Origin of the sequence: Rhizobium indicum, from assembly GCF_005862305.2 — a bacterium.
Lineage (GTDB): Bacteria > Pseudomonadota > Alphaproteobacteria > Rhizobiales > Rhizobiaceae > Rhizobium > Rhizobium indicum.
Map to the genome: position 1 here is coordinate 2,556,974 of NZ_CP054021.1, position 18,592 is coordinate 2,575,565.

Annotated in this window: 14 protein-coding genes, 1 tRNA gene and 2 pseudogenes; 7 read left to right on the plus strand and 10 right to left on the minus strand. The window is 61.5% G+C overall.

Annotation, left to right across the window (positions count from 1 at the left end; translation table 11 throughout):
- Positions 1–73 precede the first annotated feature (73 nt).
- The 6 genes and pseudogenes from FFM53_RS12765 to FFM53_RS12785 all read right to left on the minus strand — a co-directional run bounded on the left by FFM53_RS12765 (position 74) and on the right by FFM53_RS12785 (position 4,410).
- The gene (locus tag FFM53_RS12765) at positions 74–1,102 is read right to left on the minus strand and encodes an NADP-dependent oxidoreductase (protein ID WP_138388570.1); all 1,029 of its coding nucleotides are present in this window, start codon (positions 1,100–1,102) and stop codon (positions 74–76) included.
- A gap of 406 nt (positions 1,103–1,508) precedes the next feature.
- Positions 1,509–2,438 carry a TauD/TfdA dioxygenase family protein gene (locus FFM53_RS12770; protein WP_138388524.1) on the minus strand — a complete coding sequence of 310 codons (930 nt, stop codon included), beginning with the start codon at positions 2,436–2,438 and terminating at the stop codon, positions 1,509–1,511.
- A 488-nt stretch (positions 2,439–2,926) separates the two neighbouring features.
- Positions 2,927–3,123, minus strand: a pseudogene (locus FFM53_RS36290) (DUF1275 family protein); the annotation flags it as partial.
- A gap of 301 nt (positions 3,124–3,424) precedes the next feature.
- Positions 3,425–3,700: pseudogene (locus tag FFM53_RS12775) on the minus strand (GIY-YIG nuclease family protein).
- Positions 3,701–3,801: 101 nt separating this feature from the next.
- A tRNA-Ala gene (locus FFM53_RS12780) sits at positions 3,802–3,877 on the minus strand.
- Between the two features lie 149 nt (positions 3,878–4,026).
- Entirely contained in the window at positions 4,027–4,410 is a 384-nt protein-coding gene (locus FFM53_RS12785) for a TIGR02300 family protein (protein WP_011649932.1), read from the minus strand.
- A gap of 275 nt (positions 4,411–4,685) precedes the next feature.
- Here FFM53_RS12785 and aroA point away from each other — a divergent pair, with 275 nt between their 5' ends.
- The 3 genes from aroA (at position 4,686) to rpsA (ending at position 8,641) form a co-directional block, all read left to right on the plus strand.
- Complete coding sequence (aroA, locus tag FFM53_RS12790) at positions 4,686–6,044, plus strand: 3-phosphoshikimate 1-carboxyvinyltransferase (RefSeq protein ID WP_138388525.1); 1,359 nt, start codon at positions 4,686–4,688, stop codon at positions 6,042–6,044.
- 69 nt (positions 6,045–6,113) lie between these two features.
- Positions 6,114–6,761 (plus strand): (d)CMP kinase, encoded by a 648-nt coding sequence (cmk, locus tag FFM53_RS12795; protein WP_138388526.1) that lies wholly within the window; start codon positions 6,114–6,116, stop codon positions 6,759–6,761.
- Positions 6,762–6,937: 176 nt separating this feature from the next.
- Entirely contained in the window at positions 6,938–8,641 is a 1,704-nt protein-coding gene (gene rpsA / locus FFM53_RS12800) for a 30S ribosomal protein S1 (RefSeq protein ID WP_003544285.1), read from the plus strand.
- A 202-nt stretch (positions 8,642–8,843) separates the two neighbouring features.
- Here rpsA and FFM53_RS12805 read toward each other — a convergent pair whose 3' ends face one another.
- The 3 genes from FFM53_RS12805 to FFM53_RS12815 form a co-directional block, all read right to left on the minus strand.
- Positions 8,844–10,400, minus strand: coding sequence for a hypothetical protein (locus tag FFM53_RS12805; protein ID WP_138388527.1), 1,557 nt, complete (start codon positions 10,398–10,400; stop codon positions 8,844–8,846).
- A 230-nt stretch (positions 10,401–10,630) separates the two neighbouring features.
- The gene (locus FFM53_RS12810; RefSeq protein ID WP_138388528.1) at positions 10,631–11,257 is read right to left on the minus strand and encodes a ribonuclease D; all 627 of its coding nucleotides are present in this window, start codon (positions 11,255–11,257) and stop codon (positions 10,631–10,633) included.
- A gap of 204 nt (positions 11,258–11,461) precedes the next feature.
- On the minus strand, positions 11,462–12,271 hold the full coding sequence (locus FFM53_RS12815) for a MerR family transcriptional regulator (protein WP_138388529.1): 810 nt from the start codon (positions 12,269–12,271) through the stop codon (positions 11,462–11,464).
- A gap of 169 nt (positions 12,272–12,440) precedes the next feature.
- Here FFM53_RS12815 and FFM53_RS12820 point away from each other — a divergent pair, with 169 nt between their 5' ends.
- The gene (locus tag FFM53_RS12820) at positions 12,441–13,721 is read left to right on the plus strand and encodes a 4-aminobutyrate--2-oxoglutarate transaminase (protein WP_138388530.1); all 1,281 of its coding nucleotides are present in this window, start codon (positions 12,441–12,443) and stop codon (positions 13,719–13,721) included.
- A gap of 66 nt (positions 13,722–13,787) precedes the next feature.
- Complete coding sequence (locus tag FFM53_RS12825; protein WP_138388531.1) at positions 13,788–15,269, plus strand: NAD-dependent succinate-semialdehyde dehydrogenase; 1,482 nt, start codon at positions 13,788–13,790, stop codon at positions 15,267–15,269.
- 56 nt (positions 15,270–15,325) lie between these two features.
- Here the strand turns inward: FFM53_RS12825 and FFM53_RS12830 are convergent, their stop codons facing one another.
- Positions 15,326–15,535 carry a SlyX family protein gene (locus tag FFM53_RS12830; RefSeq protein WP_138388532.1) on the minus strand — a complete coding sequence of 70 codons (210 nt, stop codon included), beginning with the start codon at positions 15,533–15,535 and terminating at the stop codon, positions 15,326–15,328.
- Positions 15,536–15,715: 180 nt separating this feature from the next.
- On the opposite strand from FFM53_RS12830, the gene uxaC reads away from it, so the two are divergent.
- Together uxaC and FFM53_RS12840 are read left to right on the plus strand one after the other, a co-directional pair.
- The gene (uxaC, locus tag FFM53_RS12835) at positions 15,716–17,131 is read left to right on the plus strand and encodes a glucuronate isomerase (RefSeq protein ID WP_138388533.1); all 1,416 of its coding nucleotides are present in this window, start codon (positions 15,716–15,718) and stop codon (positions 17,129–17,131) included.
- On the plus strand, positions 17,128–18,585 hold the full coding sequence (locus FFM53_RS12840) for a mannitol dehydrogenase family protein (RefSeq protein WP_138388534.1): 1,458 nt from the start codon (positions 17,128–17,130) through the stop codon (positions 18,583–18,585). Before uxaC ends, FFM53_RS12840 begins: the two co-directional genes overlap by 4 nt.
- Positions 18,586–18,592 lie beyond the last annotated feature (7 nt).

The window sequence follows — 18,592 nt, forward strand, 5'->3', positions numbered from 1 at the left end:
TTCGCTTTTTTGTTCTGTTCCGACCGTGAGCAAAAAGAACTGCGCCGGGAAATCGATAAGGCCAAGGCTATGTTCAGGGCGCGACGCGCACGATCAGCTTTCCGAAATTTTTCCCTTCCAGAAGGCCAAGGAAAGCCTCGGGAGCGTTTTCAAGTCCGTCAACGATATCTTCCTTGTACTTGAGCCGCCCTTCGGAGATCCACGCTCCGGCCTGATGGGAGAAGTCGGGACGCTGGTCGGCAAATTCGCGCTGTATGAAGCCTCGTATGGTGAGGCTTTTCCGCAGGATGGCACGCATCACCGCAGGAAGCTGATCACGTCCGCTCGAGACAGAGGATGTTTCGTTGTAATGCGCGATGAGCCCACAGACCGGTATCCGCGCGAAGTCGTTCAGCAACGGAAACACCGCGCTCCAGACGTGGCCACCAACATTCTCGAAATAGACATCGATTCCGTTCGGACAAGCGGCTGCGAGTTGTGCCGGAAAATCGCTCGAATGATGGTCTATCGCGACATCGAAGCCGAGCTCCTGGCGTAAGTGGTCACATTTCTTGGACCCGCCTGCAATTCCGACAACACGCGCACCGTAAATCTTTGCCATCTGCCCAACTGCCGAGCCAACCGCGCCGCTCGCTGCAGCGACCACAAGTGTTTCCCCGGCCTTGGGTTTGCCGATATTGCGAAGTCCGGCATAGGCCGTGAAGCCGGGCATTCCAAGAATGCCGAGTGCTGTCGTGATCGGTGCGGTTTCCGGATCGAGCTTCTGCAAGCCCGCACCATCGGAAATCGAATAGCTCTGCCAGCCGGAATGCGAGAGCACGATATCCCCCGCCTTGAACGCCGTGTTGCGGCTGCGTGCGACCTGCGCAACCGTGCCCCCTTCCATCACACCGCCGATTTCGACCGGCTTGGCATAGGACTTGGCGTCGTCCATGCGGCCCCGCATGTAGGGGTCAAGGGAAAGATAAAGCGTCTTGAGAAGAACCTCACCCTCGGCGAGATCGCGAACCGTCTCCCGCTCGAGCCGGAAATTCGCAGCCACCGGCTTTTCGGATGGGCGCGATGCTAGGACGATGCGGGTGGTAACGGGTTGACTAGCCATGGGTGTGCTCCTCTTCGGACTTTTCCTTGGTGTATCAGGAATTTGTTTCAGGCGAACTGAGCGCTCGCCATCTGGGCCGTACCGGCGCACCCCTTGTCGTCGGCGTCCGCTCACAACCGGCATGCCTGGAAATCGCAGCGCGATGGCGGCAATTATCTCGGATGCCTATGTGACAAGCTCGAACCCCTGTGGCTCAGCATGCAACGATCCCAGCGGCACGCCCTGATCGGAAGCATGGATGAGAAAGGTACGGGTCTGGCAGCTCGAAAGCGCGCCGAGCAGCAGTTCCGGGCTTTCAATGGGACCGCGCTCAGTTCGCCCTCTCTGACGCGCGTTCGCCGATCGAGTAGCGCGGCAAGCGCCGCGCTATATCAAGCTTCATGGTCGTTCCCTAGTCCGGCCGCGCTCACGCGGCCTTTGCTTTCGGCTTGGCGGCCTTGACGTGGGTTACGCTGCGGCGGCCGTCGACGCTGATGGGGACGTCGCCGTCAACGGTGGCGCGACGCACGACCCGGTGCTGGTCGCCGTAGTCGTTGACAGCGTAGTGCTGGGTCGCGCGATTATCCCAGATTGCGACGTCGCCGGCTCTCCAGTGCCAGCGCACCGTATTTTCCGGGGCGGTAACGTAGGACTGGAACACGTCGTAGAGTTTCGTGGAGTCGCTCTTCGACAAGCCGATGAGGCGCTGAACGAAATTGCCGAGCAGCAGCGATCTTTCGCCGGTTTCGGGATGGACCCGCACGACTGGGTGCTCGGTCTCGTAGATGGTCGACGTGAAAACTTCCTCGAAGTGCTTCTTCTCGTCAGCGGTGGCGCGAGGGCGCACCGCTGCGTAGTCATAGGCATTGCTGTGAATGGCCCACAAATTGTCCGCCAGCAATTTGAGCGATGCTGGCAGACTTTCGTATGCGGCATGGGTGTTGGACCAGATCGTATCCCCTCCAGCCGCCGGAATGACGACGCCGCGAAGGACCGAGAATTTAGGATAGGCATCCACGAAGGTGACGTCGGTGTGCCACTGGTCCGCCCTGCCGCCACCGCGGCTGGAATCGAGATTGAGGATGGAGGCCGTGCCGGCCACTGGGCCTTGGGTTGGATGAGGCACAAGGTCGCCCAGGCGGCGAGCGAAGGATTCCTGTTCTGGATCGCCAAGATGGTCCTGATCGCGGAAAAAGATGACTTTGTGTTTCAAGAGAAGCTGGTTGATGGCTGCGACCGTCGCGTCCGAAAGGTCACCGCCGAGGCGAACACCCCTGATTTCGGCTCCGACGCGGCCGGTCAGCGGCACGACATCGGACTCGAGAATGATCTGATTGACGAGAACTGGATTGCTCATGGATATCTCCTGGCTGATCTTGGAAGAAGACGGCAAGTCACATGCGCCCAACGACGCATCCGCCGGACGTTCGAAAATCTCATTGTTAAAATCGACAGGGCTATGGAACGCCATAATCCATAAAATCAATAGACAAAATATTCTAATTTTGGCTCTTTGCCCGGAACGGCCGCCCTCGATACTTTCTTATTGCCGATGAATTCTCACTTGTGGCCTCCAGCGATGCATCTTCCATCGCCAAGCGGCTTGCGCGTGGATGCCTCGTACGGGCTCTCATTCATCGCGGTTCCAGCCCTTGCTTTCGGCTGTCTTTGCGACGCGCACCAAAGGATGCGGCAGCGCGTTTTAGTCCGCCTTGGAAGGTTGCGTCATCAAGGCCGCTATAAGGCTCTCCTTCGGAATTCGTCACAGTGAGGAAGATCTGTTCGTCTCAGAACCGCCGCCCAAGCGCTTTTCGTTGCGTCTGCTGCCTCGAAGAATTTCTGCGCGACGGTGGCGGAGATCAGGACCGCCGCGTGATAAAGATTGCCCTCACTCAAGGCCAGTGCGGCCGCGTCGTGTTGCCTGTCATGAAGGAGATGAAATCGCCGGACAGCTGAAGGCCGGTCGCATCGGTCATGCCCGCCAGAAACGAGATCGAGCCGACGAGGGCGAGCCCGGTTAAGGTTCGTCGGGTCCGAATGATGCGGCGGCGTCTTGCTCAGGTCATTGGCTGAGGCGTAGGTCACCAGATGGAAAGATTGCTGAGTGGTACCAGGGCTCGCCAATGCCGCTGATAGAAGACAAGGACCATCTTACATCTGGAACGAAGAATCCGCCGTCCTTGGGGCTCTCATTAAAGTTGCTGAGGAGACGGGCGTCGAGCTTCAACAGTTCCGGCCCGAGGGGCTTAAGGACCGACCGGAAAACTGAAAGTCAGCTCTCAGACGATAGCGTCGCGCAACACTTTCAGACGGCAGAGACGGCACTTAATCGGAATCGATCTTCTAGTTGGCGAGGCGACCCGGATCCAGTTTCGGCTGGACCAGTCTCTTGCTGGCAAAAGCCCTGCCAGAATGCGATTTCAGATATTTTTCGAATTCAAGAGCTTTGAGCTTGTCGGGAAAGGCGCAATACTAGAGCAAATTCCACGGTGCGAATTTGGCAGTGTGGGCAGACTTTCCGGCATTGTGAGCCGCAAACCGCTGTTTCAGATCTGCGGTAGACCCGGTATATTCCTGATCGGGAAAATCGACGCTGCGGAGAATATAGACATACCACATCAGCGTTTCAGCCCGTCGTCGCCCTTCGGGCTATGCCGGGCACTGCTTCGGCCTAACGGTTTCTCGCGGCTGTGCCACGCGAAGCCCGTAAGGGCGAAGCGTGGTGGAGCTAAGCGGGATCGAACCGCTGACCTCTTGCATGCCATGCAAGCGCTCTCCCAGCTGAGCTATAGCCCCATCAAGGTGGTCCGGCTCAGGGCCGGTCCTGGGATGCTCCTCAAGGCGTGCCCTTCGGAGTGGCGGCTTATTACTTCCGGATTCCGGAGATAGCAAGCCTAAAAAATCTGGCCCGGAGAATTTTTTCCTCGCCGGGCCGAAATGCGGTCTCAGACTTCGTCTTCGTCGCCGGTCACGCCGATGATGTCGCTCATGTCGTCATCATCGTCATCTTCGTCGGGTGTGAGGAAGGTATCGTCGTCGTCATCGCCTTCGATTTCGACATCGTCGTCGCCGATATCGGGGATGTCGTCGCCAGAGGCAGCGTCATCGGCATCCTCAAGCGAAACCAGTTCGACTTCGGTGTTTTCAGTATCGACTTCCGCAACCTCGTCTTCCTCGGCAACTTCGGCGATCGCCGAGGTTTCTTCGAAGAAGGACAGAGGGTAGGACTTGCCGGTATAAGGAGAGACGATCGGATCCCGGTTCAGATCATAAAACTTCTTGCCGGTTTCCGGATCGGTACGCTTGGTTCCAAGTTCCGCTTTCGCCACTATAAGCCTCGTGTGAATAGCCGAATATGAGATTCGGCAGATGCCGTTCAAGCCGGCGTTCCATCGGAATTTATAAGCCGGTCCCCTTAATCGCTGTGGCTTCCCATGTCAAAGCCAAACTTTGCGATCCGAGCGCGGGTTTTTTGGCAAGCCGACGGATGACCGCCCGGCGCGTTTATGTTAACGAGCCGCAACAGCTGCAGAAGCGGACGGGAATTGCGACCGGCCAATCCTGTCTTGTGGCAAAAATAGACTGCGTTTGCAAAGGATTACGCATGCTGCACGGCTCTGCGCCCAGGCCCGCCACCGCCCGCAAATCCGCCGGTCTTACCGGCAGCGTCCGTATTCCGGGCGACAAGTCGATCTCGCATCGTTCCTTCATGTTCGGCGGGCTTGCTTCCGGCGAAACCCGGATCACCGGCCTGCTCGAAGGCGAGGACGTGATCAATACCGGCCGGGCGATGCAGGCGATGGGCGCCAGGATTCGCAAGGATGGCGCGCAATGGGTGATCGACGGCACCGGCAACGGCGCGCTGCTTGCGCCTGACGCGCCGCTCGACTTCGGCAATGCCGGCACCGGCGCGCGGCTGACCATGGGCCTCGTCGGCACCTATGACTTTCGCTCCACCTTCATCGGCGACGCCTCGCTTTCGAAACGGCCGATGGGCCGCGTGCTCAATCCGCTGCGCGAAATGGGCGTGCAGGTCAGCGCCTCCGAGGGCGACAGGCTGCCGGTGACGCTCAAAGGCCCGGGAACGCCGAGCCCGATCCGCTATCGGGTGCCGATGGCATCCGCCCAGGTGAAATCGGCCGTGCTGCTTGCCGGCCTCAATACGCCGGGTGTCACCACCGTCATCGAGCCGGTGATGACGCGCGACCATACCGAAAAGATGCTGCAGGGTTTTGGCGCTGCCCTTTCCGTCGAGACCGATAGCGAGGGTGTGCGCACAATCCGGCTCGAAGGGCGTGGCAGGCTGACGGGCCAGGTGATCGACATTCCCGGCGATCCCTCCTCCACCGCCTTCCCGCTGGTTGCGGCGCTGCTCGTCCCCGGCTCCGACATCACCATCGTCAACGTGCTGATGAACCCGACCCGCACCGGGCTGATCCTGACGCTGCAGGAGATGGGGGCCGATATCGAGGTGGTGAATGCACGTCTTGCCGGCGGCGAAGACGTGGCGGATCTGCGCGTGCGCCATTCCGAGCTCAGAGGCGTGACCGTCCCCGAAGACCGCGCGCCGTCGATGATCGATGAATATCCTATTCTCGCCGTCGCCGCCTGTTTCGCCGAGGGGGCGACCGTCATGAAGGGGCTGGAGGAACTGCGCGTCAAGGAGTCCGACCGCCTTTCCGCCGTCGCCGATGGCCTGAAACTCAATGGAGTCGACTGCGACGAAGGCGAGGATTTTCTCATCGTGCGCGGCCGGCCAGACGGCAAGGGCCTCGGCAACGCTGCCGACGGCAGGGTCAGCACACATCTCGACCATCGCATCGCCATGAGCTTCCTTGTCATGGGGCTTGCCTCGGAGCATCCTGTCACGATCGACGACGCGGCGATGATCGCGACCAGCTTTCCCGAATTCATGCAGCTGATGACCGGCCTTGGCGCAAAGATCGAGGAGGTGCCGGAATGATGTGCCAGCCACCATTCCGCGAAGCCAAACTCATTTGCCGTTTCGGCGCGCTGCCGCAGGATTGATCACATGACGAACGAGACCTTCACCATCGCCATCGATGGCCCGGCGGCAGCGGGCAAGGGCACGCTCTCGCGCCTCATCGCAGAGCGCTACGGATATCACCATCTTGATACCGGCCTGACCTATCGCGCCACGGCCAAGGCGCTGCTCGATGCCGGCCTGCCGCTCGACGACGAGGCGGTGGCAGAAAAGATCGCAAGAGAGGTTGAACTCGCTGGATTGGATCGCGATATACTTTCCAAACATGAGATCGGCGAAGCTGCCTCGAAGATTGCCGTCATGCCGGCGGTGCGCCGGGCTCTGGTCGAAGCGCAACGGCGGTTTTCGGTGAAAGCGCCGGGAACCGTACTCGACGGGCGCGATATCGGCACGGTCGTCTGCCCGGATTCGCCGGTGAAGCTCTATGTAACGGCGTCGCCGGAGGTCCGCGCAAGACGCCGTTATGACGAGATCCTCGGCAAAGGCCTGACGGCGGATTTCGATGCGATTTTCGAGGACGTCAAGCGGCGCGACGAACGCGACGTGGGACGGGCCGACAGCCCTTTGAAACCAGCTGATGATGCGCACTTGCTTGATACGTCGGAAATGAGTATAGAGGCCGCGTTTCAAGCTGCTCAATCGATCATCGATGCGGTCTTGAGCCGAAATGCCTAAATTCAAGCGATTTTGCGTGCTCTGAGCATGGATCGCTTCTAATACAGCAAGCCTGAAATTCCGTCCAAGCGCCGGATTGCCTTCGTCAGAGAGGGCGGACTGGGTTCAGGCCCGTTCAACGCAAACCAACCGGCGCATACGTGTCCGCTTCCGTTTCAGGACACGCAGGAGATTTTATGTCAGTAGCTACCCCCTCCCGCGAGGATTTCGCGGCTCTTCTCGAAGAGTCCTTTGCCAAGAACGACCTGGCCGAAGGCTATGTCACCAAAGGCATCGTCACGGGCATCGAGAAGGACGTCGCCGTTGTCGACGTCGGCCTGAAGGTTGAAGGCCGCATCGCGCTCAAGGAATTCGGCGCGCGCGCCAAGGACGGCCTGTTGAAGGTCGGCGACGAAGTCGAAGTTTATGTCGAGCGCATCGAAAACGCGCTTGGCGAAGCCGTTCTGTCGCGCGAGAAGGCTCGCCGCGAAGAAAGCTGGGTCAAGCTCGAAGCCAAGTTCGAAGCTGGCGAGCGCGTCGAAGGCGTGATCTTCAACCAGGTCAAGGGCGGCTTCACGGTCGACCTCGACGGTGCGATCGCCTTCCTGCCGCGTTCTCAGGTCGACATTCGTCCGATCCGCGACGTGACCCCGCTGATGCATAACCCGCAGCCCTTCGAAATCCTCAAGATGGACAAGCGCCGCGGCAACATCGTGGTTTCGCGCCGTACGGTTCTGGAAGAATCCCGTGCCGAGCAGCGTTCTGAAATTGTTCAGAACCTCGAAGAAGGCCAGGTTGTTGACGGCGTCGTCAAGAACATCACCGATTACGGTGCGTTCGTTGACCTCGGCGGCATCGACGGCCTGCTGCACGTCACCGACATGGCATGGCGCCGTGTGAACCATCCGTCGGAAATCCTGAACATCGGCCAGCAGGTCAAGGTTCAGATCATCCGCATCAACCAGGAAACCCACCGTATCTCGCTCGGCATGAAGCAGCTCGAGAGCGATCCGTGGGATGGCATCCAGGCCAAGTATCCGGAAGGCAAGAAGATTTCCGGTACCGTCACGAACATCACCGACTACGGTGCATTCGTCGAGCTGGAGCCGGGCATCGAAGGCCTGATCCACATCTCGGAAATGTCCTGGACCAAGAAGAACGTTCACCCCGGCAAGATCCTGTCCACGAGCCAGGAAGTCGAAGTCGTCGTTCTCGAAGTCGATCCGTCCAAGCGCCGTATCTCGCTCGGGCTCAAGCAGACGCTGGAAAACCCGTGGGCAGCATTCGCCCGCAGCCATCCGGCCGGCACTGAAGTCGAAGGCGAAGTCAAGAACAAGACCGAATTCGGCCTGTTCATCGGCCTCGACGGCGATGTCGACGGCATGGTGCACCTCTCCGACCTCGACTGGAACCGTCCAGGCGAGCAGGTCATCGAGGAGTTCAACAAGGGTGACGTCGTCAAGGCCGTCGTTCTCGACGTCGATGTTGAGAAGGAACGCATCTCGCTCGGCATCAAGCAGCTCGGCAAGGATGCAGTCGGCGACGCCGCTGCTTCTGGCGACCTGCGCAAGAATGCAGTCGTTTCCTGCGAAGTCATCGCGGTCAACGACGGCGGTGTCGAAGTGAAGCTCGTCAACCACGAAGACATCACTTCCTTCATCCGTCGCGCCGACCTCGCCCGCGACCGCGACGAACAGCGCCCTGAGCGCTTCTCGGTCGGCCAGGTCTTCGACGCCCGCGTCACCAACTTCTCCAAGAAGGACCGCAAGATCATGCTGTCCATCAAGGCTCTGGAGATTGCGGAAGAGAAGGAAGCCGTTGCCCAGTTCGGTTCGTCCGACAGCGGCGCTTCGCTCGGCGACATCCTGGGCGCAGCCCTGAAGAACCGCGGCGGCGAATAAGCCTCGCATCCGCCTTTGAATTGAAGAACCCGCCAGAGCGATCCGGCGGGTTCTTCATTTTCAGGCGATGAAAAAGTGCTAGAGCGGTTCAGCTTTTAACGGAGCGCAGAACCGCCCTATCCTCTTGTTTTTACGCAATCCCCGGCAAAAGCGCTTCGCGCTTTACCTGGGAAACCCGCTTCGCACTTTTCCTGGAATTGCTCTATTCCCAGCCGACCATGCGCTGATAGAGCGCGTAGACCGGGTCATCGTCCGGGCGGCCTGGCTGATAAGCCGACGGTTCGGTATCGATCATCCTTGGCGTCCTCCGCTTGGGTGCGGCGTCGGTTTCTTCGGCGTCGGGCTCGGCATCCTCGCCGCCGGACTGCGCCTGCTGCTGATCCTCGGACGCGTCGTCGCGGTGGTGCTGATGCTGGTGATGCATTTCGCCTGCCTTGTCGTTCGACGGCGTGTCCTTGGCGAACTGGTAAGGCAGCTGGGTATAGGCAAATCCCTCCGGCATCCTTGCCGCCAACGGCACATAGGAAGGCGCGGCCGTCTCGGGAACCGGCATCATCTGCGGTTGCGCGGAGATTTCTTTCGGCTGACGGACGGCCGCAGCCACGGTCTCAATATCCATCTGCGACGGACGGAGCGCCGCGGACTGGCGAGGATCGGGTGCTGTGAATTCGGCTGGCTGCCTGGTCAAGGTCTCGGTCGCATCGCTGATGACGGCGTCATCGAGGATCGCATCGATCTCCACGGCCGCCTCGACGGGAACATCCTCCAGCACGGTTTCGATGTCCTGCTCGCGGATGATGGTGGCGATCATCTCGGAGACTTCTTCGGTCATGGAGGCAACAATTCCTGCCCAGTTCCTGGGAATGACAGGATCGACCTTTTCCGACATCGCACCGGTTTCGATGGCAGGCGGCTCCGGCGTTGCCTGCGTATCATCGGCTGCTGCGGCTTCCGTCGACGAGGGTTGCCGGGTTTCAATCTCCTGCGACGCAGATTTTTCCGGGGCGACCTCCCTTGTGGTCGCCGGGGCGGACTGAGCCTGGTTTTCAGCCTTCGGCGCTTCCGGATCGGCAGCTTCCACGGCTTCGGCGATGACCGCTTCCTCGATGGTCGCCGGAGCTGCGGCCTCGACCATTGAATCGGCTGACGCCGTGTCTGCCGGCTGACGCATGGCGGCAGGCAGCCTGTCCTCATGCAGTCTTATCTCGGGCAGCCGGATCTCGGGGCGAGCTTCCGCGCGCATCGGCGATGCATCGTTCTGGCCATAGGAGCGGACGACCGCGCGGGCGGCGAGATCGCGATCCTTATAGCGGACGATTTCCAGATAGGCGACGATGCGAGCGGCTTCAGGGCCTGTCGGGTTCTTCAGGGCCTCGGCGATCGTCCGGAGCGGCACGCTATGCCCATTCTCGGCGAGCTGGCGCTCGACCTCGTCGATCCTTGCGGTTGGCAGCCGCCGGATGGCATCGGCGAGCCGAGAGGCGAAGGCAAGATTGCTCTCGTCCTCGCCACGATCCAGCGAGATCGAGCGGCCTGCCGCATCGATGACATCGAAAAGGGCTTCGACCATGCGCTCGCGCGCCGCAAGGAGCAGAATATTGAGCTTGCCGGCAATGGCGGAATTGAGGTCTGAGGCTTCGACGGCGTTGACAGGCGCAGGGGCAATCACCGAGTGGCCGAGACCACTGGCGACGATCGCCGCTGTCTGACCCTGGGACGAAAAGCTTGCATTGGACGCTGCACGAACGGGAGTCAACATGGCATGCTCCTTTCGTAAAGTGACGATGAAAGCAGGCTCTAGAAAAGGACCGCGCTCATCCGGTCCCCTTGCATCCCAGCAGATCCTCCTATCCGCATGACGCAGTTCCGGCGTCATCGAATGCATAAAAATTAACAGGAATGTTAATAAACAGGCGTTAATGAATCGCTAACGGCCGCGGACAAGTCTGCCGCCTGGTTACTAGCAAACGCAGAATGAAGGCAATTCGCTCAGCTGTGGGCGAAGATATCGGCCTCTTCCCAGCCGAGCAGGTCGAGCTTGGCGCGGGTCGGCAGGAATTCGAAACAGGCCGTCGCATGATCGTAGCGGCCGTCGCGGATCAGCCGTTCCGTCAGCTTATCGCGCAACGCATGCAGATAAAGCACGTCGGAGGCGGCATATTCGAGCTGGGCCGGAGACAGCCTCTCGGCCGCCCAATCGGAAGATTGCTGCGCCTTGGAGACGTCGACGTCGAGCATCTCCTTGAGATTGTCCTTGAGGCCGTGGCGATCCGTATAGGTCCGGATCAGGCGCGAGGCGATCTTGGTGCAGAAAACCGGGGTCGCGGTGACGCCGAAGGTATGGAAGAGCACGGCAATATCGAAGCGGCCGTAATGAAAGATCTTCTGATGGGTGGGGTCTTCAAGCAGGGCGACGAGATTGGGCGCCTCTTTCTGACCGGCGGCGATGCGGATGATATCGGCGGTGCCGTCACCCGGCGAAAGCTGGACGACGCAGAGCCGATCGCGGCGCGGCACCAGGCCGAGCGTTTCGGTGTCGATGGCAATCGCGCCGGTGTAGCGGGCGGCATCGGCCGCGGAAATATCGCCTTCGTGATAACGTATGGTCGCTGCCATGAGACTGTCTTTCGTTCGATGCATCCCCTACAGCGCCGCACGTCTTTTCGAGAGTCGCAAAGGACGCTGTAGCACTTTGATGGCTGCATAATTTTATCCTTAAATCGATTCCGATTTAAGGAATTATGCAGCAGCGCTATAGCGCAAAGGCGCAGAGTGCGAAACCGCTTTCCTGCTGCTGGAGCGCCTTGCGTCCTTAGCCGTTCAGAATGTCGGCGGCGTGTTGATCCAGAGAAGCACGGTTTCACCATCGTGGCGGTTGCGCCAGGAATGGTCGCGGCGGCTTTCGAAATAGAGTGAATCGCCGGGGCCGAGATCGAAGAACTGATCGCCGTCGAGCACCAGTTCGAGCCGGCCGGACAGAACATGCATGAATTCCTCGCCCTCGTGGCGATAGGCGCCCTCGCTGGCAGCACCCGGCGCCAGCACGAAACGATGGCAGTCCATCATCCGGCGGCCTTCGGCGAGAAGCTGCACCGCGACACCCGGCGTCGTTTCCGGCCACCTGCGCCATTCGCCGGCGCGCACCAGCGCCGGCACCTCCCCGCTTTCCTCACCCGAGAGGCGGGAGACGGTGGTGCCGTAATAGTCTGCCAGATCGTGCAGCGTCTTGAAGCTCACGCCCTGCGAGGTGCGCTCCAGCGTCGAGAGTGTCGACGAGGTGACGCCGATGTCGCCGGCCACCTGATCGAGTGTCTTGCCGCTCGCATGGCGCAGGCTGCGCAGCTTGCGGCCAAGGCCGGCATCCTGGCTTGCCTCGGCGCCGTCGGCGGAAGGCTCCTCGCTCTCCAGCGCCTCGCGAATTGCCGCGGGATTAAGGCCCCGCTCGACACGATACCAGGAAATGCGCTTCAGCCGCGCCACATCGTCGGCGCTGTATTGCCGATGGCCGGTTTCCGAACGGCCGGGAACCACCAGGCCCTGGCTTTCCCAGAGGCGCAGCGTCGAGGCCGAAACGCCCGCCAGCCGCGCGGCTTCCGCCACCTTGTAGCGCACAGGCCCGTTATCGTTCATCCGAAACTATCCCCGATTCCAATCGCCCCAGAACCTCCATCAAAAAGCGTGATGTTTGAAGCAAAAAATGCCGCTTGTTTTCTTGCAGGAAAAATGTAGGAGTTTTATATACATCTTGCAGAAATTATACAAGATAGCTTTCCACCCCCTCTCAACGCAGGAGCCATCGATGACCGCGACAAGCCTTACCGACCGGAAGAACGCCGCTATTTCACGCGGCGTCGGCATGACCACTCAGATCTATGCCGATCGCGCAGAGAATGCGGAGATCTGGGACAAGGAAGGCCGCCGTTACATCGATTTCGCCGCCGGCATCGCCGTTCTCAATACTGGCCACCGCCACCCCCGGGTCATCGCAGCGGTCAAGGATCAGCTCGACCGGTTCACCCATACCTGCCATCAGGTGGTGCCCTACGAAAGCTACGTGCACCTTGCCGAACGGCTGAACGCGCTGCTGCCTGGCGATTTCGAGAAGAAGACGATTTTCGTTACGACGGGCGCCGAAGCGGTTGAGAACGCCGTCAAGATCGCGCGTGCCGCAACCGGCCGCTCGGCCGTCATCGCCTTTGGCGGCGGCTTCCATGGCCGCACCTTCATGGGCATGGCGCTGACCGGCAAGGTCGTGCCCTACAAGGTCGGCTTCGGCGCCATGCCCGGCGACGTATTCCATATTCCCTTCCCGGTCGAGCTGCACGGCGTCACCGCCGATCAGTCGCTGGCGGCGCTGAAGAAGCTCTTCGCCGCCGATGTCGATCCGCAGCGCGTCGCGGCCATCATCATCGAGCCGGTGCAGGGCGAAGGTGGCTTCTACCCGGCACCTGCCGCCTTCATGAAGGCGCTGCGCGAGCTCTGCGACCAGCACGGCATCCTGCTGATCGCCGACGAGGTGCAAACCGGTTTTGCCCGCACCGGCAGGATGTTCGCGATGGACCATCATGAGGTGGCGCCCGATCTGACGACGATGGCAAAGAGCCTGGCCGGCGGCTTTCCGCTCGCCGCCGTCACCGGCCGCGCCGCGATCATGGATGCGCCGGGACCGGGCGGGCTCGGCGGTACCTATGGCGGCAATCCGCTCGGGATCGCCGCTGCCCACGCCGTGCTCGACGTCATTGCCGATGAAGATCTCTGCAACCGCGCCAACCAGCTTGGCGGACGGCTGAAGCAGCGGCTGGAATCGTTGCGCGAGACGGTGCCGGAGATCGTCGATATCCGCGGACCGGGCTTCATGAACGCCGTCGAATTCAACGACCGGACGACGGGACTGCCGAGCTCGGAATTCGCCAACCAGGTGCGACTGATCGCGCTCGACAAGGGCCTGATCCTGCTCACCTGCGGCGTCCACGGAAACGTCATCCGCTTTCTTGCACCGATCACCATCCAGGACGAGATCTTCGGCGAAGCGCTCGATATTCTCGAAGCCTCGATGCTGGAAGCGAGCGCGGGCCGTTAAGCGCACCCGAACCGGATTTCAATGGCTGCCGGCAACCGGCAGCCACACTCCCAAGGAGGATATGACATGGCTTTCACCAGCGCACTGACCAAGCACGTTACCTTCTCCTCGCCCCTGCTGCGCGATGCCGGCTATATCGACGGCGTCTGGACATCAGGCGATGCCACAAAGACTTTCGACGTGCTGAACCCGGCAACCGGCGAGCTGCTCGCCTCGCTGCCCGATATGGGTGCGGCAGAGACGCGGGCGGCGATCGATGCAGCCCATGCCGCCCAGCCGGGCTGGGCTGCCCGTCCGGCCAAGGAGCGCAGCGCGATCCTGCGCAAATGGTTCGACCTGATGGTCGTCAATGCCGACGAACTCGCCGCGATCCTGACCGCCGAAATGGGCAAGCCGTTCCCGGAAGCGCGCGGCGAGATCCTTTATGCCGCGGCCTATATCGAATGGTATGCGGAAGAAGCCAAGCGAATCTACGGCGAGACGATCCCCGCGCCTTCCGACGATAAACGGATGCTCGTCATCCGGCAGCCGGTCGGCGTCGTCGGAACGATCACGCCGTGGAATTTCCCGGCAGCGATGATCACCCGCAAGATCGCCCCAGCGCTTGCCGTCGGCTGCACCGTGGTCTCGAAGCCCGCCGAACAGACGCCGCTGACGGCGATCGCACTTGCCGTACTCGCCGAGCAGGCCGGCATTCCGGCCGGCGTCTTCAACGTCATCGTCGGGGTCGACGGCCCGGCAATCGGCCGCGAGCTCTGCGGCAACGAAAAGGTGCGCAAGATCAGCTTCACCGGTTCGACGGAGGTCGGCCGCATCCTGATGCGGCAGTGCGCCGACCAGATCAAGAAGGTGAGCCTGGAGCTCGGCGGCAACGCGCCCTTCATCGTCTTTGACGATGCCGATCTCGACGCTGCCGTCGAAGGCGCGATCGCCTCCAAATACCGCAATGCCGGCCAGACCTGCGTCTGTGCCAACCGCCTCTATGTCCAGTCGAACGTCTATGACGCCTTCGCCGCCAAGCTTGCCGCCAAGGTCGCCGAGATGTCGGTCGGCGACGGCTTCAAGCCGGGTGTCGTCATCGGGCCGCTGATCGACGCGCAAGGCCTTGCCAAGGTCGAAGATCATGTCAGCGACGCGCTTGCCAAGGGCGCCAAGGTGCTGACCGGCGGCAAGCGCATCGACGGCGCCGGCACCTTCTTCACACCGACGGTGCTGACCGGCGTTGCGCGCGGCATGAAGGTGGCGCGCGAGGAGACCTTCGGGCCGGTGGCGCCGCTCTTTCGCTTCGACACGGTCGAGGATGTCATTCAACAGGCAAACGACACGGAGTTCGGCCTCGCCGCCTATTTCTACGCCGGCGATCTGAAGAAGGTCTGGCGGGTGGCGGAAGCGCTGGAATACGGCATGATCGGCATCAATACCGGCTTGATGTCATCCGAGACGGCGCCCTTCGGCGGCATCAAGCAATCCGGCCTTGGCCGCGAAGGCTCGCGGCACGGCGCCGACGACTATCTGGAAATGAAATATCTCTGCATCGGCGGCGTTTGATCCGCCGCCTCATGGCGCAAGACACCCAACGACACGCGGCATTGCGCCGCGTGCCGTCAATAATGCGGCGGGCGGGTGATGCCAGGCGCCTCCAGCGACTGCTCCTCGAGCGACAGGAAGCGTTCGGTCAGCCGGTCGAGCTTGGTGCGCATCTGCTCGACGGTCTTCCATTGCTCGGCGAGCTGATCGGAAAGCTCTTCGATCGCCTTTGCCTGGTGGGCCAGCATTTCTTCCAGCCGGGTGATGTGGTTCGTCTCGTCGGACATCGATCCTCCTTTGCCGAAACCGGCAGAACAGATGGTTCTCCCAAAGCGGAAATAGGCCACCTCGTCAATGCTTTCCATGCCCGGCGCGGCCATGCGCAAAACTGTACCGTTTGGTTACTAAAAGACCTTGCCGCGCCTGATGTTGTGGGGTAGGCCGTTATCCATCAGGGAGGAATACTGATGGATGCAGGAAACGGCTTTCTTCATCCGGACCGGCTTTTTCCGGCTGATCCGGCAACACGGACCATCGCGCGAGACCTCTACGAGACGGTGCGCAATCTTCCGATCGTCAGCCCGCACGGGCATACCGAACCCTCCTGGTTCGCCGACGACAAGCCCTTCGAAGACGCGGCCTCGCTGCTGGTCATTCCCGATCACTATCTCTTCCGCATGCTGCACAGCGTCGGCGTCACCTTGGACGAGCTCGGCGTGCCGCGGCTCGACGGCAAGCCGGTGGAAACGGGACGGGCGATCTGGCGGACTTTTGCCGCGCACTACCACCTTTTCCGCGGGACGCCTTCGAGCCTCTGGGTCGACCACGCCATGTCGGCCGTGCTCGGCTGCACCGAGCCGCTGACATCAGACAATGCCGATGCGCTCTACGACCATATCAATGCCCAGCTTGCCCTTCCGGAATTCCGCCCGCGGGCGCTGCATCAGCGATTCGGCATCGAAACGATCGCGACGACGGATGGAGCGCTCGATCCTCTGGCGCATCACCAGAAGTTGGCGGCCGACGGCTGGATCGGCAAGGTGCGCACCACTTACAGGCCGGACAGCGTCACCGATCCCGATGCCGTCGGCTTCCGCGACAATCTCATCAAGTTCGGAGAGATCACCGGCACCGAGGTAACGCGCTGGGACGGCCTGATCGAGGCGCATCGGCGCCGGCGCGCCTATTTCCGCCAGTTCGGCGCCACCGCGACCGATCACGGTGTGCCCACGGCCTTCACCGTCGACCTGCCGCTTGCGGAAAAACAGGCGCTGCTCGACAAGGCGCTGAAGGGTCCGCTTTCGCCTGAAGAGGCCGAGCTCTTCCGCGGCCAGATGATGACCGAGATGGCCGGACTTTCGGCCGAGGACGGCATGGTGATGCAGATCCATGCCGGCTCCAGACGCAATACCGACCGCGGGCTTTTCTCGACCCGCGGCCCGAATATGGGCGCCGATATCCCGACACGCACGGACTGGGTCGGCGGCTTGAATGCCCTGCTATCAAAATATGGCCACGCACCGGGTTTGCGTGTGCTGCTCTTCACGCTCGACGAGACGACCTATGCACGCGAGCTGGCGCCAATGGCAGGCCATTGGCCCTGCCTGATGATCGGCCCGCCCTGGTGGTTCTACGACAGCCCGAACGGCATCCGCCGCTACCTCGACCAAGTGGTCGAGACGGCGGGCTTTGCCAATATGGCGGGTTTCAACGACGATACGCGCGCGCTGCTTTCGATCCCCGCGCGGCATGACGTCTGGCGCCGCGAAGTCTGCCGCTTCCTTGCCCAGCTTGCCGCCGAGCACCGGATTTCCAAGCGGGACGCCGAGATCGTCGCGCGCGAACTCTCCTATGACAATGCGAAAAAGGCCTACAAGCTGTGAGCGATAGACTACAGAACCTGACCGGCCTTGCGCCGACGGCGAAACTTCCCGCCTATGACAGGAATGCGCTGAAGGCCGGCATCCTGCATCTCGGCCCTGGCGCTTTCTTCCGCGCCCATTTCGCACCCTTCACGGACGGCGCGCTCGCAGCCGCAGGCGGTGACTGGGGCATCGAGGTGGCAAGCCTGCGCACGCCCGATGTCGCCGACAATCTGAGCGCCCAGAACGGGCTCTATACGACGCTGATCCGCGATACCTCAGGCACGAAGGCTGAGGTGGTCGGCTCGATCCTGAAGGCACATGTGGCGCCGCGCGATCCGGCCGGCCTGCTGGCGCGGCTCGAAGACCCCGATATCCGCATCGTCAGCATGACGGTGACGGAAAAGGCCTATGGTTTCGATCCCGCAACCGGCGGCCTCGACCTGAAACACCCCGATATCGTCGCCGACCTTGCCAACCGGCATGCGCCGCGCGGCGTCATCGGCTATCTCGTCGAAGGCCTCGCCCGCCGCAGGCAGAAGGGCATCGCGCCCTTCACGCCGCTGAGCTGCGACAACCTGCCGAGCAACGGCGCCGTGCTGAAGCGCCTGGTGCTGGAATTCACCTCCCGCATAGACCCCGACCTGCATCGCTGGATCGAGGCGAATGTGCCCTTCCCGTCGACGATGGTCGACCGCATCACGCCGGCCAGCACCGCGGCGACCTATGCCGATGCCGAACGGCTGACGGGCCGCACGGATATGGCGGCGATCGAGACCGAACCCTTTACGCAATGGGTCATCGAAGACCATTTCGCCAATGGCCGGCCGGCCTGGGAAAAGGTGCGCGGCGCACTGATGGTCGAGGAGGTCTCCTCCTACGAGAAGATGAAGCTGCGGATGCTGAACGGCGCGCATTCGCTGCTTGCCTATCTCGGTTATATCGGCGGCTATGAATTCATCCGCGACGTGATGGATGACGCAGCTCTGGCAGCACTTGCCTACCGCCACATGCATGCAGCGGCAAGAACGCTCGATGCGGTTCCCGGCATCGACCTCGATGACTATGCCAGCGAATTGATAGCGCGCTTTGCAAACAAGGCGATCGCACACCGCACCTATCAAATCGCCATGGACGGCACGCAGAAACTGCCGCAGCGGCTGCTGGAACCGGCAACCGAAGCACTGGCGCATGGCGACAGGGCAGAGACCTATGCGATCGCTGTTGCCGCATGGATGCGCTATGCGATCGGCGAGCACGGCAACGGCGAGCGCTACGAATTGCGCGATCCCAGGGCTGGCGAAATCGCCGCTCTCATCGCCGATATCCCGCGCACCGGCCTCGCGATCTCGGCGGCTCTTTTCACCCTTCCGGGACTCTTCCCGGCGGCCTTGACAGGCCACCGAGCCTGGACGCAGGATGTGGCTGACAAGCTGGAGATCCTGATCCAGGACGACCGCTTGCCGCTGTTCTAGGCAGCAG

Bases quoted from the DNA above. Each gene is read 5' to 3' on its own strand.
- FFM53_RS12770 (WP_138388524.1), bottom strand. From the start codon at position 2,438: ATGAGCAATCCAGTTCTCGTCAATCAGATCATTCTCGAGTCCGATGTC.
- FFM53_RS12825 (WP_138388531.1), top strand. From the start codon at position 13,788: ATGGCTTTCACCAGCGCACTGACCAAGCACGTTACCTTCTCCTCGCCC.
- FFM53_RS12815 (WP_138388529.1), bottom strand. From the start codon at position 12,271: ATGAACGATAACGGGCCTGTGCGCTACAAGGTGGCGGAAGCCGCGCGG.
- FFM53_RS12765 (WP_138388570.1), bottom strand. From the start codon at position 1,102: ATGGCTAGTCAACCCGTTACCACCCGCATCGTCCTAGCATCGCGCCCA.
- FFM53_RS12810 (WP_138388528.1), bottom strand. From the start codon at position 11,257: ATGGCAGCGACCATACGTTATCACGAAGGCGATATTTCCGCGGCCGAT.
- FFM53_RS12820 (WP_138388530.1), top strand. From the start codon at position 12,441: ATGACCGCGACAAGCCTTACCGACCGGAAGAACGCCGCTATTTCACGC.
- FFM53_RS12805 (WP_138388527.1), bottom strand. From the start codon at position 10,400: ATGTTGACTCCCGTTCGTGCAGCGTCCAATGCAAGCTTTTCGTCCCAG.
- rpsA (WP_003544285.1), top strand. From the start codon at position 6,938: ATGTCAGTAGCTACCCCCTCCCGCGAGGATTTCGCGGCTCTTCTCGAA.
- cmk (WP_138388526.1), top strand. From the start codon at position 6,114: ATGACGAACGAGACCTTCACCATCGCCATCGATGGCCCGGCGGCAGCG.
- aroA (WP_138388525.1), top strand. From the start codon at position 4,686: ATGCTGCACGGCTCTGCGCCCAGGCCCGCCACCGCCCGCAAATCCGCC.
- uxaC (WP_138388533.1), top strand. From the start codon at position 15,716: ATGGATGCAGGAAACGGCTTTCTTCATCCGGACCGGCTTTTTCCGGCT.
- FFM53_RS12830 (WP_138388532.1), bottom strand. From the start codon at position 15,535: ATGTCCGACGAGACGAACCACATCACCCGGCTGGAAGAAATGCTGGCC.